At 69.6% G+C, this 16,936-nt stretch carries 11 protein-coding genes; 7 read left to right on the top strand and 4 right to left on the bottom strand.

The features are described 5' to 3' along the window. Window positions 1-92 precede the first annotated feature (92 nt). Window positions 93-1,547 (top strand): hypothetical protein, encoded by a 1,455-nt coding sequence (locus tag ACFYPN_RS17000; protein ID WP_389298934.1) that lies wholly within the window; start codon window positions 93-95, stop codon window positions 1,545-1,547. 73 nt (window positions 1,548-1,620) lie between these two features. Here ACFYPN_RS17000 and ACFYPN_RS16995 read toward each other — a convergent pair whose 3' ends face one another. Continuing rightward, a complete protein-coding gene (locus ACFYPN_RS16995; protein WP_389298931.1) occupies window positions 1,621-3,141 on the bottom strand; it encodes a xylan 1,4-beta-xylosidase in 1,521 nt (506 codons plus the stop codon). A 388-nt stretch (window positions 3,142-3,529) separates the two neighbouring features. On the opposite strand from ACFYPN_RS16995, the gene ACFYPN_RS16990 reads away from it, so the two are divergent. From ACFYPN_RS16990 to ACFYPN_RS16970, 5 genes are all read left to right on the top strand, one after another. Further along, a complete protein-coding gene (locus ACFYPN_RS16990) occupies window positions 3,530-4,819 on the top strand; it encodes an ABC transporter substrate-binding protein (RefSeq protein WP_389298929.1) in 1,290 nt (429 codons plus the stop codon). 10 nt (window positions 4,820-4,829) lie between these two features. Continuing rightward, complete coding sequence (locus ACFYPN_RS16985) at window positions 4,830-5,852, top strand: sugar ABC transporter permease (RefSeq protein ID WP_358757009.1); 1,023 nt, start codon at window positions 4,830-4,832, stop codon at window positions 5,850-5,852. Next, window positions 5,852-6,745, top strand: a complete 894-nt coding sequence (locus tag ACFYPN_RS16980; RefSeq protein ID WP_358757007.1) for a carbohydrate ABC transporter permease — start codon at window positions 5,852-5,854, stop codon at window positions 6,743-6,745. The genes ACFYPN_RS16985 and ACFYPN_RS16980 overlap by 1 nt, the downstream gene beginning before the upstream one ends. A gap of 121 nt (window positions 6,746-6,866) precedes the next feature. Continuing rightward, on the top strand, window positions 6,867-8,366 hold the full coding sequence (locus ACFYPN_RS16975; RefSeq protein WP_389298925.1) for an alpha-N-arabinofuranosidase: 1,500 nt from the start codon (window positions 6,867-6,869) through the stop codon (window positions 8,364-8,366). Then, a complete protein-coding gene (locus tag ACFYPN_RS16970) occupies window positions 8,363-10,246 on the top strand; it encodes a CocE/NonD family hydrolase (protein ID WP_389298922.1) in 1,884 nt (627 codons plus the stop codon). The genes ACFYPN_RS16975 and ACFYPN_RS16970 overlap by 4 nt, the downstream gene beginning before the upstream one ends. Here ACFYPN_RS16970 and ACFYPN_RS16965 read toward each other — a convergent pair. The 3 genes from ACFYPN_RS16965 to ACFYPN_RS16955 form a co-directional block, all read right to left on the bottom strand. Further along, a complete protein-coding gene (locus ACFYPN_RS16965; protein ID WP_389298920.1) occupies window positions 10,175-11,218 on the bottom strand; it encodes a LacI family DNA-binding transcriptional regulator in 1,044 nt (347 codons plus the stop codon). The genes ACFYPN_RS16970 and ACFYPN_RS16965 overlap by 72 nt on opposite strands. Window positions 11,219-11,351: 133 nt before the next feature. Further along, window positions 11,352-12,881 carry a glycoside hydrolase family 43 protein gene (locus tag ACFYPN_RS16960; protein WP_389299000.1) on the bottom strand — a complete coding sequence of 510 codons (1,530 nt, stop codon included), beginning with the start codon at window positions 12,879-12,881 and terminating at the stop codon, window positions 11,352-11,354. Between the two features lie 263 nt (window positions 12,882-13,144). Further along, a complete protein-coding gene (locus ACFYPN_RS16955; RefSeq protein WP_358756999.1) occupies window positions 13,145-14,608 on the bottom strand; it encodes an endo-1,4-beta-xylanase in 1,464 nt (487 codons plus the stop codon). 564 nt (window positions 14,609-15,172) lie between these two features. Between ACFYPN_RS16955 and ACFYPN_RS16950 the strand changes: the two genes are divergently transcribed. After that, entirely contained in the window at window positions 15,173-16,639 is a 1,467-nt protein-coding gene (locus tag ACFYPN_RS16950) for a non-reducing end alpha-L-arabinofuranosidase family hydrolase (RefSeq protein WP_358756997.1), read from the top strand. Window positions 16,640-16,936 lie beyond the last annotated feature (297 nt).

Raw genomic sequence — 16,936 nt, 5'->3', positions numbered from 1 at the left:
GAGCCGGCAGCCGCACCCCCCGTCCGTTCTCTCCGTCCCCATTCCGACCGTCCGATCCGCTCGATCCGTTCGATCCGTCCGAGAGGTGTCCCATGGCAACCAGCGAGTCAGCCGCAGCCGGTGCGCAGTCCGGCACTCCCGGCTCACCGGTCCCCCGCGCCGCGGCCGTCACGGTCCTGGCCGAGGAGCCGTCCACCGGGCTCTTCCCGGCGAAGCCGGCGGCCGGGGCCGCCCCGGCACCGGCCGCCGGCGGTACCCCCGCCACGGTGTCCGGCTCCGCCGCCCCGGCCGCCACAGAGGGCGGGGGCAGGAGCGGGATGGAGGAACCGCTCCGGGCAGCGGCCGAGGAGCAGCCCGGAGCGGGAACGGAGACCGAGGAGCGACCCGAGGCCGAGACCGAGCCGGAAGCCGCCCCTGCAGCCGGTTCAGCTGTTCCCGCTGCCGCCACGGCCGCCGCGACGAGTACGGCCGCCTCCGCCAAGAGTGCCACCGCGAAGGCAACCGCCGCCGCGACGGGCGGCGCCACCGGAACGCGCCGTACCGGAGTGCTCCCCCTGGGCCGCCCCGGCAAGCCGCTGATCGCCGCAGCAGTGGCCGGCGGGCTGGTCCTGGTCGGTGTGCCCTTCCTGATCTCCGGCCTGTCCGGCTCCGGCGACAACTCCTCCACGCCCACCGCGCTCACGCCCGCGGGCAGCCGGATGGGCCCGGACGGCTCCGGCCCGGGATTCGTGCCGGGCCGGCAGAACGCCCCCGGTGACAACCGGCAGAAGTCCGACGGCAAGCCCGCCGCCGGTTCCGCGGCAGGCAGCTCCGGTACGGGCGGCTCGGGCACGGGCGGGGCGGCGACGGACGCACTCCACGAGACCGGCACGAAGGGCCTCCCCGCGGGCAGCACGGCAAAGCCCCGGAGCACCGGGACGGAGAGCACCGGGACAGAGAGCACCGGTTCCGGGAAGGACACCGGATCCGCGCCGGCCGACGCTCCGGCAGCAACGCAGGACAGCGCCGCCAAACCCGTGGCGCCTCCGCAGAAGCCGGTGGCCGCGGTCACGTACAGCCACTTCATCGGCCCCGGCTGCGACACCCCCGGCTTCGCCACGTCCGACCAGTACCGCGACGGCCTCAAGGGCTGGGTCGGCAGCACCGGCAGCCAGACGTCCTACGGCTGCAGCGGCTTCTACTACAGCGTGCCGCTGTCGAACAGCACCACGACGTCCACCGGCTACGCCCAGTGGAAGTTCCCCACCGGGTCGGTGACCAACGGCACCTGCCAGGTCTCCGTCTACATACCGAACGTCAAGGACATCAGCCGGGTCGGCGGCAATCCGGCCCACTACGCCGTCCACCGCTACTTCCAGGCCAAGCCGAGCACCCAGATCGGCAGCTTCGACATCGACCAGCCCTCGCACCTGGGCCAGTGGATCAACGCCGGAACGTTCCCGGTGAGCACGGGCAAGATCTCCGTCGTGCTGGAGAACCGCGGCAAGACCTCGGGCAACCGGCACGCCGCCGCCGCTCCGGTCAAGGTGAACTGCACGGCGACGTGACCCGCGTGCCACAGGTGCCGTCACAGCCGCGTGCGTGGACGTCCGCGTCGGTGTCCGAGCGGGGGCCGGCCGGTCACCGGGTTTCGAGGCCGAAGAGCCGGTCCTCGCTCCACCACTCCGGCGTCTCGTCGACGACCGGAGTGAGCTCCACCAGCGTCACCTCGTGGCGGCCCAGAACGAGATCGAGGTCGGCGCGCCCGCCGGTGACGGGCACGCTCCGGTGGGAGCGGGCCGGTTCGGCGGCTTCGCGCAGGGCGTCGAGCCGGCGGTTGCCGGGGGCGAGCGGTCGCCCCATCTCACTCCAGGCCGCCCAGGCGTTACCGGCCTCCTCGCTCACGGAGCTGCGTCGGACGAAGGCGGAGTTCGGCGTGTCCGGGGCACCGACGGGCAGGGACAGTCGGATGGTGTGGCCGTCCACGGCATCGCGGCCGGTCGGGTCGGCCGGCGCCCAGGCCAGTACCGTGACGCGCCCGTCGCGGTGACGCGTCACCAGGTGGTCCTCGCCCCGGGCGAGGACCTGCTCGCCCATCTGGGCCATGAAGGCGTAGAGGTGGTAGGTGGGTTTCTTGATCTGCCGGTGCGTCAGCAGGCCGAAGCCGCCGTGGAACGGCGCGGTGGGGATACCCACTTCCTCGAACACGTCGCTGAAGGTCCAGTACGAGAACGAGTCCGCGAGGTCACCTCCGTTCACCAGCACCGGTGCCAGGTACGCCGCGTGGAACGCCGTGTCGTGGATCGGGTTGTCCGGCCGGTAGGAGGAGTTGAACTCGGTGATGTGCAGGGGCAGGGCCGCGAGACCGGTGCCCGCCAGCTGCCGCCGCGGGGCGCCGAACTGCTCCAGCAGCGCCGACGCCGGCATGAGCGTCTGGTGAGCGCCGAACGGCACGGACTGGACGGGGCCGGACGAGTAGGCGTGGCGGCTCACGAAGTCGATCGGCAGGTCGCGTGCCTCGACGAACTCGGCGAAGCGCTGGATCCACTCGTCCTCGTAACCAGGCGCCAATGAGGGTCCGCCGACCTGGAGTTCGGCGTCGACCTCCTTGACGGCCAGCGAGGTGACCTCGTAGAGGCGGTGGTAGGCGTCCTGGTCCGAGGACCAGAACGGCGCCAGGTTGGGCTCGTTCCACACCTCGATCGGCCACTGGCGCACCTGGTCGAGGCCGTAGCGGTCGACCAGGTGCCCGATGACGGCGCGGACCAGGTCCGCCCACTCCTTCTCGTCGCGAGGAGGAGTGATGTTGCCCTTCCACCAGAAAACGGTGTCGTCGCCGGAAGCGAGCCCGGAGGGCATGAAGCCGAGTTCCAGAAAGGGTGCGACGCCCCTCTCCAGGTAGGCGTCCACCACTTGGTCGACGTAGGTGAAGACGTGGCGCACGCGCCGCTCACCGGCGTAATCGTAGGGGCGGTGCACGCCCATGCCGTCGCTGAGCAGACCGTGCCCCCGGATGTACCGGAAACCTATCTCCCGCTGAACGAGGTCGAGCGACTCCTGGTAGTCGCGCCGCAGCGCGAGGTCGAGCCGGCCCGTGCCGACGCACTGGCGCCAGGCGTCGGAGAGCCGGGCGGTCGGCTGCCGGGGGACGACGATGCGCATGGTGGGTTCCTTTGCCGCGGTGTGGTGGGGCGCGCCGGGACGGATGGCCGGAGGATGACCGGCTCCCGCGCACTGTGCTGCGCACCGTAGGGAGCCGGTGAAAACGGTGTCAAGACGTCGGTCGGTCCGCATGCCGGCCCCCCGGCCCCTCCTCGGCGCGTGGCCCGGACGGCCGCCACCGGGCCCCCTCCTGATCGGCGCGGGCCTTGGTTCATCTTCGCGTACGACGACTGCCGCGATCGATAACGATCGCGCAACTTGCGAAAACTACCCGTTGCCTTGCGTTCATTTCAGGCGGTAGACCTTGCTCCTGCTTCGCCGATGGCTCATTAGTTTGCGCAAATTCATCAGCAGTTGGACCACTGCCAACAGATCAGGAGTTCCCACGATGACGAGGAGAACCCGCAGCGCCACCGCTGCCGCGATCGGCTTGTGCGTCGCACTCGCCGCTGCCGGCTGCGCCGGTGGCGACGACGGTGGCGGTGCGACCGACGGCCAGGGCACGGTGACCCTCTGGACGAACGCGATGGACGGCCGCGGTGCGCAGTACTGGAAGGACGCCGCGAAGGCGTACCGAGCCGTGCACCCGGACGTCACGATCAAGATCCAGTCGGTCCAGAACGAGGACCTCGACGGCAAACTGCAGAACGCGCTGAACTCGAACTCCGCGCCCGACGTCTTCCTCCAGCGCGGTGGCGGCAAGATGCAGGCCATGGTCGAGGCCGGACAGATCCAAGCACTGGAACTGACCGACACCGACAGGGCCAACGTGGGCGAGGCGGCCCTCGAAGGTGTCTCGATCGACGGCAAGGTCTACGCGATGCCGCTCGACACACAGCCCGAGGGGATCTACTACAGCAAGGACCTGTTCAAGAAGGCCGGTATCACCTCGCTGCCGACGACGATGGACGGACTCAAGGACGCCGTCGCGAAGTTGAAGGCGATCAAGACCGCGCCGATCGCGGTCGGCGCCAAGGACGCCTGGCCGGCCGCGCACTGGTACTACAGCTTCGTCGTGCGCGAGTGCAGCCAGGAGACCATGCAGAAGGCCGCCAAGTCGCTCGCGTTCGACGACCCGTGCTGGGCCAAGGCAGGCGAAGACCTGGCCGGACTCCTCAAGGAAAACCCCTTCCAGAAGGGCTTCCTGACGGCAACGTCGCAGCAGGGCGCCGGCTCCTCGGCGGGCATGCTCGCCAACCACAAGGCGGCCATGGAGCTCATGGGCAACTGGGAACCCGGTGTGGTCGCCGACCTGACGCCGCAGAAGAAGCCGCTCCCCGACCTGGGATGGTTCCCCTTCCCCGCCGTGCCCGGCGGCAAGGGCGACCCGACCGCCATCATGGGTGGCGCCGGCGGATACTCCCTCTCCAAGAACGCGCCGAAGGAGGCTCTGTCCTTCCTCCAGTTCGTCGTGACCAAGGAGCAGCAGGAGACCTACGCCGAGGCTTTCCGGTCCATCCCGGTCAACAAGGAGGCCCAGGGCGTCGTCACCGAGTCCTACAACATCTCGGCACTGGAGGCCTTCAACAAGGCCGCCTACTCGATGCAGTTCCTCGACACCGTGTACGGCCAGAACGTCGGCAACGCCATGAACATCGCCGTCGTGAACCTGATGGCCGGCAAGGGCTCCGCCGCCGACATCGTCGAGGACGTCAAAGCTGCCGCCGAGAAGGGCTGAGTAAGCAGACATGAGCGACACCCTGGGTACTGACACGGCCGACGGCCGCCAGTCGCAGGGCACGCACGGAGCCGGGGACACGGCCACGTCCGTGCCTCCGGCTCCGCCGCGAGCGGCTGCGTACCGCCGGGGCCGTGCCAGGATGCGACTGGAGATCGCGGTCCTGTCCGCACCGGCGGTCATCACGTTCCTGGCGTTCGTGATCTTCCCGGTCGCGCTCGCCGCCTACTACGGCTTCTACCGGTGGAAGGGGTACGGAGATCCCACCGACTGGGTCGGCCTGAACAACTACAAGCTGATCCTCACCGATCCCGCGTTCCACGACGTCCTGTGGCACAACGGCCTGATCCTGGTGCTCTCCCTGGTCATCCAGGGTCCGGTGGCGATCCTCCTCGCACTCCTGCTCAACCAGAAGATCCGCGGCCGCTCGGTCATCCGTGTCCTGATCTTCGTGCCCTACATCATCTCCGAGGTCATCGTCGGCAGCGGCTGGGGCCTGATCCTCCAGAGCAACGGAGCCGCCAACGACCTCCTTCACCGGATCGGCCTGGGCTCCCTGGAGGCCGACTGGATCGCCGACCCGGACCTGGCCATCTGGACGCTGACGGCCATCATCACGTGGAAGTACGTCGGCTTCGCGGTGATTCTGATGCTCGCCGGCCTGCAGTCGATCCCCGAGGAGATCTCCGAGGCCGCGCAGATCGACGGCGCCTCCTTCTGGCAGATCCAGCGCCGCATCACACTGCCGCTGCTGGGACCGACGATCCGTATCTGGGCCTTCCTGTCGATCATCGGCTCACTGCAGTTGTTCGATCTCGTCTACATCGTCTGGGGACCGTACGTCTCGGGCACGACGGGCACCTCGACCATGGCGATCTACATGCTCGCCCAGGGCCGCAACGCGGGCAACTACGGCTACGGCAGCGCCGTCGCCGTCGTGATGTTCGTCGTCTCGCTCGTCGTCGCGCTGGTCTACCAGCGCACCGTTCTGCGCCGGGACCTCCGGGGCGCCGTCACCGAAGGGACCCTGTGATGAGCGCGACGACCACCACCTCCCGGATCTCCCCCGCGGCGGAGCCGGCTCCACCCGCCGGGCGCCGCGACACGCCCCAGAAGTGGGGCAGCCCCGTCACCTACTTCGTCGCGCTGCTCTTCGTCGGCGTCTGCATCGCACCAGTGCTCTACATCGTGCTCGGTGGATTCCGCACCAACGCGCAGATCACCACCGATCCGGCGGCCCTGCCGCACCCCTGGGTGGTCAGCAACTACACGGGCATCCTGAAGTCGTCGGTTTTCTGGGGCGAGTTCGCCAACTCGCTCGTGGTCGCGATCAGCAGCACCGTGGGCATCGTCGCCCTCGGTCTGATGGTGAGTTTCGTGATCGCACGCTACGACTTCAAGCTCAAGGGCGCGATGTACTCCCTGTTCGCCGCCGGCCTGATGTTCCCCATGGTCATCGCGATCACTCCGCTCTACCTCGTCATCAAGGACCTCGGGCTCGTCGACAACCTGCTCGGTGTGATCGTCCCGCAGATCGCCTTCGGCCTGCCGACGACCGTGATCATCCTCGTGCCGTTCCTCAGAGCCATCCCGAACGAGATCGAGGAGGCCGCCGCGATCGACGGCATGAGCCGACTCGGATTCTTCTTCCGCATGGTGATCCCGCTGTCGCTGCCCGGTGTGGTCACCGTCGGCATCCTCGGATTCGTCGGCAGCTGGAACAACTACCTCCTGCCCCTGTACGTCCTCAACGCGCAATCGACCTACACCCTGCCACTCGGCGTCCAGGTCTTCTCCTCCCAGTACTCCACGGACACCGCGAAGGTCCTCGCCTTCACCTCGCTCGCCATGCTCCCCGCCCTGATCTTCTTCTCGGTCTTCGAGAGGCGCATCGTCGGCGGCCTCACCGGTGCCGTGAAGGGCTGACACCGCTACCAGGACCCCACCGGACCCGTCCCGTGCCTGCCCCTGCCACCTCTTGGCGGGGGCGGGCCGCTGACCCACGGCATCCGCCGCCCCGCGCCATCCCCGCGAAAGGACCGCCGCGTTGCCCCGCGCCCACATCGAACTCGACAGACAGGCCGTCGTCGCCCCTGTCCGGCGCCGCACCTTCGGCTCGTTCGTCGAGCACCTCGGCCGCTGCGTGTACACCGGGCTCTACGAGCCCGACCACCCGAGCGCCAACGAGGACGGGTTCCGCATGGACGTCGTCGAACTCGTCCGCGAACTCGGCAGCACCACCATCCGCTACCCGGGGGGCAACTTCGTCTCCGGGTTCCGCTGGGAGGACTCCGTGGGCCGGCGCGAATCGCGCCCGGTGCGCCGCGACCTCGCCTGGCGTTCACTCGAGACGAACCAGGTCGGCCTCGACGAGTTCGCCAGATGGCTCAGGCTCACCGACTCCGAGCTCATGCTGGCGGTCAACGTCGCCACCCGCGGCATCCTGCCCGCTCTGGACCTGCTCGAGTACGCCAACCACCCGTCCGGCACGGCCCTGTCGGACCTGCGCGTCGCCAACGGCACCCCCGAACCGCACAACGTGCGCATGTGGTGCCTCGGCAACGAAATGGACGGGCCCTGGCAGACCGGGTTCATGACGGCGGACGACTACGGCAAGTTGGCCGCCCGCACCGCCGCCGCGATGAAGCGGGCCGACAAGGACCTCGAACTCGTCGTCTGCGGCTCCTCCGGATCCGCCATGCCGACTTTCGGCGACTGGGAGCGCACCGTACTGGAGCACACCTACGACCACGTCGACTACGTCTCCTGCCACGCGTACTACCAGGAGCACGACGGCGACCTCGGCTCCTTCCTCGCCTCGGCGACCGACATGGACTACTTCATCGACACCGTCGTCGCGACCGCCGACCACGTGGGGCACAAGAAGCGCTCCACCAAGAAGATCGACGTCTCCTTCGACGAGTGGAACGTCTGGTACCTCAAGGAGCACCAGGAGTCCGACAAGACCCACGACGAGTGGCGCCACGCACCCCGGCTCCTGGAGGACGCCTACTCGGTGGCGGACGCGGTCGTCGTCGGCAACCTGCTGATGACCCTCCTGCGCCGCAGCGACCGCGTCACCTCGGCGTCCCTCGCCCAGCTGGTCAATGTGATCGCCCCGATCATGACCGAACCCGGCGGCCCGGCCTGGCGCCAGACGACGTTCTACCCGTTCTCGATCACGAGCCGACTGGCCTCCGGCGAGGTGATCCGCCCACGGATCGAGTCGCCGGTCTACGGAACGGCGCGTTACGGGGAGGCGGCCCTCGTCGACGCCGTGGCGACCGTGGACGAGGACCGGGCCGCCGTCTTCCTCGTCAACCGTGACGTGACGGAAGCCGCGCAGGTCACGATCGACGTGCGCAGCCTCGGCTCCTCACGCATCACGGAGGCGGTCACGCTCGCCGACTCCGACGTGTACGCCCGGAACACGCTCGCCCACCAGCACAGGGTGACCCCGGCCGCGAACACCGGCGCCGCACTCGCCGACGGCCTGCTCTCCATCGAACTGCCGCCGACCTCGTGGACGGCGGTCGCCCTGCGATGAGCGACGGCACCCTCCGGTGCACCGGTCCGGCGGGTGAACCGCCGGACCCGGTCGCCGAACGCCGCGAGGTGGCCTGTGCGGTGCGCGACGGAGTACGCCTCCGCACTCTCCTGCTGGTACCGCACGGGACCGGGCCGTGGCCGGCCCTGCTGACCCGTCACCCCTACGACGTGGCCCGTGAGGAGCACGAGGGGATACTCGACGTCGGGCGCCTCGTCGCCGCCGGTTACCTCGTCGCGCTCCAGGACGTACGGGGCCGCTTCGGCTCCGAAGGCGACTTCGTCCCCTGTGCGCAGGAGGTGGCAGACGGCGCCGACGCCGTGGCGTGGCTCGCGGCGCGTCCCGAGTGCGACGGCTCCGTCGGGATGTGGGGGGCCTCCTACGCTTCGGACACCCAGTTCAGCGCCCTGCTGGGAGGGGCACCGGCGCTGCGGGCGATCGCTCCCGCTCTGACGCCGGCGCTCTCGGCGCTCGACGGTTTCCGGTTCCGCGGCGGGGTGCCGGAGATCGGCAGCACCCTGGCGTGGACGCACTACGCAATCGCCCCGGACATGATCGCGCGCCTCGGTTCCGCCCACCAACGGGAGGCCGAACGGAAGCGGTGGGAGGCGACCGAGCGGGCGATCGTGAGCCGCGACGCGTTCCGGGCCGCGACTCGGGACGCGGGACTTCCGGAACGCGGCCCGAGCGCCGAGGCGATCGTCGGGTGGGGTCTGGACCGGTTGCGGGAGCCGCTCGGGTCGGCGCGCCACCGCGAGGGGAAGGTCGTCGACCGGATCGACGCGGTCGACGTCCCGGTCTTCCTGATCGGCGGATGGTTCGACGTCTTCCTCGGGTCGACCCTGGAACTCCACCGGCGACTGGTAGGTCGCGCGAGGGAGACCGGGGGCCCGGTGCCCCGCCTTCTGGTCGGCCCCTGGACGCACGACAACCTCTCGGGCCGGACGGCGGGTGTGGACTTCGGACCGGGCGCTTCCGCCGACGATCTCGGCGGCGGAGACCTCACCGCGCAGCACGTACGGTGGTTCGACGCCACCCTGCGCGGGGGCGCGGCGGAGATGCCGCCGGTGCGCGTGTTCCTGATGGGCGCGGACCGGTGGGTCGAACTGGAGCAGTTCCCCCCGCCCGGGACCCGGACGCTGGAGCTGTACCTCGACGAAAGGGGCCGGCTGACGACGGGGCCGGCCGGGGCCGGCGAGCGGCGGCTGACCAGCGATCCTGCGTCCGCGGTGCCGACGTGCGGCGGTGCGGTGCTCCTGTTCGGACCGTTCGAGGCGGGCCCCGCCGAGCAGTCGGCGATCGAGGCGCGGCAGGACGTGGCCTCGTGGCGCACCGCGCCGCTCACCGGGGAACTGACGGTGATGGGCGCGGTCCGTGCCGTCGTCCACCTCGCGACCACCGGAACGGATGCGGATGTGGTCGTGCGGCTGTGCGACGAAGGCCCGGACGGCAGCAGCCGCCTCGTCACCGACGGCGTGCAGCGGGGGTCGGCGCGGTCCGTCGACCCGGTCACGGGCGTGGGCGAAAGACGGCCGTTGGAGCCGGGCCGTGACCACGAGTTCGTCGTGGACCTCTGGTCGACGGCGCACACGTTCCTGCCGGGCCACCGGGTGCGCGTCGACATCGCGCCGAGTTCGTCGCCCCGCTGGGACGTCGGACCCAATGTCTTCGCTCCGCGCGGGGAGCCGGTGGAGCCCACCACGGCTCAGTACACGATCGGTCACGGCACCGCCCGCCCGAGCCGCCTCGTCCTCCAGCTCGTGACGCCGGCACCGCGCGATGACGCGGGCGGGAACCCGCCGCGCACGTCAGGGGGACGAGGCGGGTCCGGTGGAGGCTCGGAGGACCAATTCCGTGGCCAGTTCCATGCGGGCGGGTGACCGGGCACCGGCGTTCTCGCCCCGGGAGAGCTCGATCAGACGCTTGACGGCCGCGGCCCCCAACTCGGTGCTGGGCTGTCTGACGGTCGTCAGGCCGGGGGTGATGTACTGCGCCTCGGGCAGGTCGTCGAACCCGATGACGCTGATGTCCTCGGGTATCCGCAGGCCCCGGGCCGCCAGCGCGTCGTAGACGCCGAGGGCCATGGAGTCCGCGCAGGCGAAGATGGCCGTGATCCCCGGGTCGCCGTCGAGCAGGGTCTGGGTGGCGGACGCCGCCTTGGCGCGGTTCCAGCCGCCGTGGGCCACCGACACCGTGGTGGTGCCGACGTCCGTGGTGTCGGCCGCCGCCCGGAAGCCGTCGACGCGCGCCCTGCTGAAGAGGTGGCGGGCGTGGCCTGCGACCACCCCCATCCGCGCATGGCCGAGGGAGAGGAGGTGCTCGGCTGCCATGCGGCCGCCCTCCCAGTTCGCCACTCCGATGCTCGCCACCCCCGAGGGGGGTGTGGTCATGGGGTCGATGAGTACCAACGGGACACCCGCGGCGAAGAGTGCGCCGAACTGCGGCGACGCGGGATCAACCAAGGTGCCGATCACGCCGATGGTGCGCCTTCTCAGCAGCCGCGACACCCAGTCGCCGTCCGGCTCCGCGAGTGTCAGGACGACATCGAATCCCGCCGCCGCCGCCTCACGCCCGACGCCGGCTATCAGCAGGTTCGCCCACGAGCCCTCGAAGTGGGTGACCACGAGGTCGAGCACGTGGGAGAGGCCGCTCTCGTCCCGTACGTTCTCGCCCTTGGACCCGGCCCGGCGGGTGTAGCCGACGGCCCGCACGGCTTCCATGACCTTCGCGCGGGTCTCCGCCGAGACGTCCGTTCCGCCTCGCAGCACCTTGGACACGGTGGGGACACTCGTACCGGCGGTCATGGCCACCAAGGACAGGGTGGGGCGCGATCCGGCTGGTCGAGGCGGCATGGGGAAAGGTTAGCCCAACCGCCGAGGGGCCCAGCCGGGGGCCGGGGATGCACGTCGGAAGGGGTGGGGCCCGCTGCGGGCGTGCGGGCGGGGTTGCCCCCGGGGGCGCGGTTCCCGCCCGCTCCCCCGGGCCTCACACGGACGGCGTCGGGGCCGGGACGTACTCGAACCAGTCGAAGGCGACCGAGCTCCGTGTGGCGTACATGCCGATCACGCGGCCGGTGAAGCCGCAGGCGACCTCGGTGGAGAGGTAGCGCCCGTCCAGTTCGGCAAGCGGTCGGGCACCGGGGGCGCCGGGATCGCCGAGCCAGAAGCTGATGGTGTCGGGGCCCGTGGTGCCGCCGTCGGTCAGGTGGGGCGACGCGGGAACGAGGTCGGACGTCCGGATCGTCACGGTGAGGTGCAGCGGCCCGGCCGGGGCAGGCGTGCGGGCCAGGGTCTGGCGCAGCGGCCCGATCCGGGCGACGACGGAGACCTGCCCGTCCCCGGCCTCCACCTCATAGTGGTGGGCCTCGTCCAGGCGCACGCAGAGTCCCCCGCGTCCCGTGCCAGGGTCGAGCAGGGTGCTGACGCGGCAGTCGTGGTGCTGCTGGCGGCGGCCGACGAAGGTGTACCCGGGGCTGTCCAGGGCGGGGCCCGTGGCGTGGAGGACGAGTCGGCCGGGTCGTTCGGCGAGCGACCAGGCGCCTTCCGGGCGGGCGAACGGTGAGATCCAGTGCGGCGCGAGGGTGCCCGCGTCGAAGTCGTCACGGGCGGGCGGGGCCGGTGCGGGGTGCCAGGCACCGCCCGGGGCCACGTGGTGCTCGGGAACGGGCGCGACGACGGGCCAGCCGTCCTCGTCCCACTCCACCGCGGTCAGGAACGTCTCGCGGCCGAGCACGTGCACGTCGGGGGTGAAGCCGCGGGGGCGGACGCCCAGTAGCACCATCCACCAACTGCCGTCGGGGGCCTGCACCAGATCGGCGTGACCGGTGTTCTGGATGGAGCGGGCGGTGCCGCTGTGGGAAAGCAGGGGGTTGCCGGGTGCGCCCTCCCACGGGCCGCGCGGCGAGCGGCTGCGGGCGATGGAGACGCTGTGGCCGCGTTCCGTGCCTCCTTCCGCGATCAGCAGGTACCACCGGTCGCCGATGCGGTAGAGGTGCGGCGCTTCGGGGAACTTGAGGCCGCTCCCCGACCAGGTGGGGAAGGGTCCCTCCAGCACCTCCCCCGTGACCGGGTCGATCCTGGCCATGTTGATGCCCCCTTCGGGGCCGGAGAAGGCGCACCAGCAGGTGCCGTCCTCCTCCCATGCCAGGTCGGGGTCGATCCCGGACAGGTCGATCCAAACGGGGTCGCTCCACGGTCCCTCGGGCCGCTCGGCCGAGACGATGAAGTTGCCGCCCCCGTCGATGTTGGTGTTGATCACCCAGAAACGGCCGTCGTGGTGGCGGATCGTGGGGGCGTAGAGGCCCCCGGACGCCTTGGCGCCGGGGAGGGGCAGCGGCAGTTGGCCGGGCCGGTCGAGCACGTTGCCGATCTGCTCCCAGTGCACCAGGTCTTTGCTGCGGAAGAGGGGCAGCCCGGGGAAGTACTCGAAGCTGGAGCACACCAGGTAGTAGTCGTCACCGACCCGGCACACGCTCGGATCGGGGTGGAACCCGCTGATCACCGGGTTGTCGTACATGTGCACAGGAACGTTTCCCTTCGAGCTGCCGGGCGCCGGGAAGCGAGTCCGGGCAGTGGTTCGGTTCTCGCTCATCCGTCCGTTTCGGCCCGCCGCGCCCAGGGGCGAGTCCGGGGGCGGGCTGCGGCCCACGCCGCGAGGGTCGCCGCCCCACGGCGGCGACCCTCCGGTCGGTCAGCGGTGTCCTCGTCGGAATCTTCGGAATCTTCGCGTTCTTCGGAGTCTGCGGAGTCTTCGGAAGAGGAACGCAGCGGCGGACCGTGTCAGGACGACAGGGTCCAGCGCTGGTTGCTGCCGTTCGAGCAGGTGTAGAGCTGGAGCTGGGTGCCGTTGGCGGTGCCGGCGCCCACGGCGTCGAGGCAGAGCCCGGACTGGACTCCGACGATGGACCCGTCGGAGTTCACGCGCCACTTCTGGTTGTCGGCGCCCCAGCAGCTGTAGATCTGGATCTTGGCGCCGTTGCCGCTGCCTGCGGCGTCCAGGCACTTGTTGCCGTAGACACGCAGCTCACCGGCGGAGGTCAGCTCCCACTGCTGGTTGGCGGCGCTGTGGCAGTCGTACAGCTGAACCGCGGTGCCGTCCGCGGTGCCGGAGTTGGGCACGTCCACGCAACGGCCCGAGGCGACACCCTTGAGCGCTCCACTCTGGCCGCCGCTGCCACCGTCGCCGCCACCATCGCCACCGCCACCGGAGGAACCGCTGTTGAGTGCGTTGAGGACGGAGTTGTAGGCGGCCTTCTTACTGCCGTCGTTGTTGAACAGCAGCGGAGTGTCCCCCGAACGCCAGGAGTCGGAGTCACGCACGCCCCAGACGGTGATGCCGAGGCAACGCGAAACAGCCAGGCAGTCGTTGGCCACGTTGGCGTAGGTCGTGGCCGGGGCGCCCTGGATGTCGAGTTCGGTGATGGCCACGTCGACGCCGAGGGCGGCGAAGTTCTGCAGAGTGGTGCGGAAGTTGCTGTCGTAGGGGCTGCCGCTGTTGAAGTGGGACTGGAAGCCCACACAGTCGATGGGCACGCCGCGCGACTTGAAGTCCCGGACCATGTTGTACACGCCCTGGGTCTTGGCCCAGTTCCAGTTCTCGATGTTGTAGTCGTTGTAGCAGAGCTTGGCGGACGGGTCGGCGGCGCGCGCGGTACGGAAGGCGACCTCGATCCAGTCGTTGCCGGTGCGCTGCAGATTCGAGTCGCGGCGGCCGCCCGAACTGCCGTCGGCGAAAGCCTCGTTGACGACGTCCCACTGTGCGATCTTGCCCTTGTAGTGGGCCATCACGCCGTTGATGTGGTCGGTCATCGCCTGCCGGAGCGAGCTGCCGCTCAGGCTCTGCATCCAGCCGGGCTGCTGGGAGTGCCAGGCCAGGGTGTGACCACGCACCTTCTTTCCGTTCTGCACCGCCCAGTTGTAGACGCGGTCACCGCTGGTGAAGTTGAACTGCCCGCGCTGCGGCTCGGTGGCGTCGATCTTCATCTCGTTCTCGGGCGTCACCATGTTGAACTCACGGGACGCGATCGAGGTGTAGGCCGAGTCGCCGAGCTTGCCCGAGGCGACGGCGGTACCGAAGTAGCGGCCGCTCTGCGCCGCCGCAGCACCGAGCGTGGTCTCGGCGGCGTGTGCGTCGGACGGTGCCACCAGCGCGGCGGACGCACCCAGGACGCCGACGAGCAGCGCCGGCAGCAGAGCGCGCAGCGGACGGCCGAGAGCGGATCTCGGTAGGGCGTAGGAGCTCATGGCTGTGCCTCCAAAATAGGAATCGCGGAAGGACCGGATTGCGGCCGGCCCTGTCGTCCGCCCCCGTTCGGTCGACGGACGGCAGGCCGGCGCGTGCGCCTTACTGGTCGTGCGGTTGTGCGCTGATCTGCCGCGCGGCAGAGATCACCCGGAGCCGTCGTGGTGGGCGTCCGGACCCGCGTCCGGTGTCTCAGACAGGGATGATTGAGGCATTGACGGTGGATCGTCAATACTCTGCACAGAAATTGTTCGCGCTCACATTTCGAAACTTTTCGAAGTGCAGGTGAGCCTGCCGACGGCTCGCGACAGACCCACCGGCAGCCGACCCACACGCGCCGAACGACATCAACTGCGTGGCATAACACCGCGCGTCGCCCGCAGGGCGGGCTCAGCCACAACCGGATCCGTCGCGCATCTTGACTGCGAGCGCTCACATTCCTAGCTTGTGACGTCATGAGAACGAAGCTCTCTCGAAATGTTTCGCAAAATGCTTCGGCCTTCCTGCACCCCCACACCGTGGCCCGTCGGGTCGCCTCGCCACGCCCCCTCCCAGGAGGTCCTTCGATGCGGTTTCGCCATGTGTTCCCGGTCCGCCCGGAACGCCTACTCGCCCTCCTCGCACCCTTGTTGCTCGTGGCCGGCTTCCTCGGGGCCCAGCCCGCCGCTGCCGCGACCGTCGATTCCAGCGCCTCGTACGTACTGGTCAACCGCAACAGCGGCAAGGCCCTGGACGTCTACAACCTGGCGACCGAAGACGGCGCCCGCATCACCCAGTGGACCCGGAACGATCAGGCGCAGCAGCAGTGGCGGTTCGTCGATTCCGGGGACGGCTACTACCGCATCAAGTCCGTCCACTCGGGCAAGGTGCTGGACGTCTACAACTGGTCCACTGCCAACGGCGGCTCGATCGTCCAGTGGACCGACCTGAACGCCACCAACCAGCAGTGGAAGCTGGCCGACAGCTCGGACGGCTACGTGAGGCTCGTCTCACGGCACAGCAACAAGGCCCTCGAAGTGCAGGGCGCCTCCACCGCCGACAACGCGAACGTCGTCCAGTACGACGACTGGGGCGGCACCAACCAGCAGTGGAAGCTGGTCAAGGCCGGCGGCGAAACCTCCGGTACGTGCAACCTTCCGTCGGCCTATCGCTGGGCGTCGACGGGCGCGCTGGCGCAGCCCAAGCAGGGGTGGGCTTCGCTCAAGGACTTCACGGTCGTCCCCTACAACGGCAAGCAGCTCGTCTACGCGACGACGCACGACACCGGGTCGAGTTGGGGTTCGATGAACTTCGGCCTGTTCACCAACTGGTCGGAGATGGCATCGGCCGGCCAGAACACGATGTCATCGGCGACCGTCGCACCCACGCTCTTCTACTTCGCGCCGAAGAACATCTGGGTGCTCACCTACCAGTGGGGCGGGACCGCCTTCTCCTACCGGACGTCGAGCGACCCCACCAACCCGAATGGCTGGTCCGCCCCGCAGGTGCTCTTCTCCGGGAGCATCAGCGACTCCGGAACCGGACCCATCGATCAGACGGTCATCGGTGACGGGACGAACATGTACCTGTTCTTCGCCGGTGACAACGGCAAGATCTACCGGGCCGCCATGCCGATCGGGAACTTCCCGGGCAGCTTCGGGACGTCCTCCACCGTGGTCATGAGCGATACGACGAACAACCTCTTCGAAGCTCCGCAGGTCTACAAGCTGCAGGGACAGAACCGGTACCTCATGATCGTCGAGGCGATCGGTTCGCAGGGCCGCTACTTCCGCTCGTTCACGGCCACCAGCCTGAACGGGTCGTGGACACCCCAGGCCGCGACCGAGAGCAATCCCTTCGCCGGCAAGGCCAACAGTGGTGCCACCTGGACCAATGACATCAGCCATGGCGAACTGATCCGCACCGGCGCCGATCAGACCATGACCGTCGATCCCTGCAACCTGCAGTTGCTCTACCAGGGCCGCAGCCCCAGCTCCGGTGGCGACTACGGCCTCCTGCCCTACCGCCCGGGTCTGCTGTCCCTGCAGCACTGACGGGACGTCACGGCGCGGCCGGCTCGGTCACCTACCGAGCCGGCCGTCCGCCGCCCCGCCTCCCTCACTGCAACTGCTGCTGCCGATAAATGAGCCATCGCCCCCAACGCGGAATGCCGGCCTCAGCGCCACCCAACCCACCCCCGTGAAGCTGAGGCAACCGATCGACCGCGACGGCGGCAAAGTCGTCGTAAGGGGCCTTTTCATCGCGGAGTCATGGGCCCCTCTCGGACGAGTCACGAGGTCGGGGGCGCCTGACGCATCCCAGTCGTCGGCCCGGAAGACTTCTTCGACCGC

Origin of the sequence: Streptomyces sp. NPDC005576, from assembly GCF_042871745.1 — a bacterium.
Lineage (GTDB): Bacteria > Actinomycetota > Actinomycetes > Streptomycetales > Streptomycetaceae > Streptomyces.
The sequence above is the reverse complement of the archived record's forward strand: the minus strand, read 5'-3'. Positions and strand labels throughout refer to the sequence as shown.

Coding starts and splice junctions, on each gene's coding strand:
- ACFYPN_RS17000 (WP_389298934.1), top strand. CDS start 93: ATGGCAACCAGCGAGTCAGCCGCAGCCGGTGCGCAGTCCGGCACTCCC.
- ACFYPN_RS16995 (WP_389298931.1), bottom strand. CDS start 3,141: ATGCGCATCGTCGTCCCCCGGCAGCCGACCGCCCGGCTCTCCGACGCC.
- ACFYPN_RS16990 (WP_389298929.1), top strand. CDS start 3,530: ATGACGAGGAGAACCCGCAGCGCCACCGCTGCCGCGATCGGCTTGTGC.
- ACFYPN_RS16985 (WP_358757009.1), top strand. CDS start 4,830: ATGAGCGACACCCTGGGTACTGACACGGCCGACGGCCGCCAGTCGCAG.
- ACFYPN_RS16980 (WP_358757007.1), top strand. CDS start 5,852: ATGAGCGCGACGACCACCACCTCCCGGATCTCCCCCGCGGCGGAGCCG.
- ACFYPN_RS16970 (WP_389298922.1), top strand. CDS start 8,363: ATGAGCGACGGCACCCTCCGGTGCACCGGTCCGGCGGGTGAACCGCCG.
- ACFYPN_RS16965 (WP_389298920.1), bottom strand. CDS start 11,218: ATGCCGCCTCGACCAGCCGGATCGCGCCCCACCCTGTCCTTGGTGGCC.
- ACFYPN_RS16960 (WP_389299000.1), bottom strand. CDS start 12,881: ATGTACGACAACCCGGTGATCAGCGGGTTCCACCCCGATCCGAGCGTG.
- ACFYPN_RS16955 (WP_358756999.1), bottom strand. CDS start 14,608: ATGAGCTCCTACGCCCTACCGAGATCCGCTCTCGGCCGTCCGCTGCGC.
- ACFYPN_RS16950 (WP_358756997.1), top strand. CDS start 15,173: ATGCGGTTTCGCCATGTGTTCCCGGTCCGCCCGGAACGCCTACTCGCC.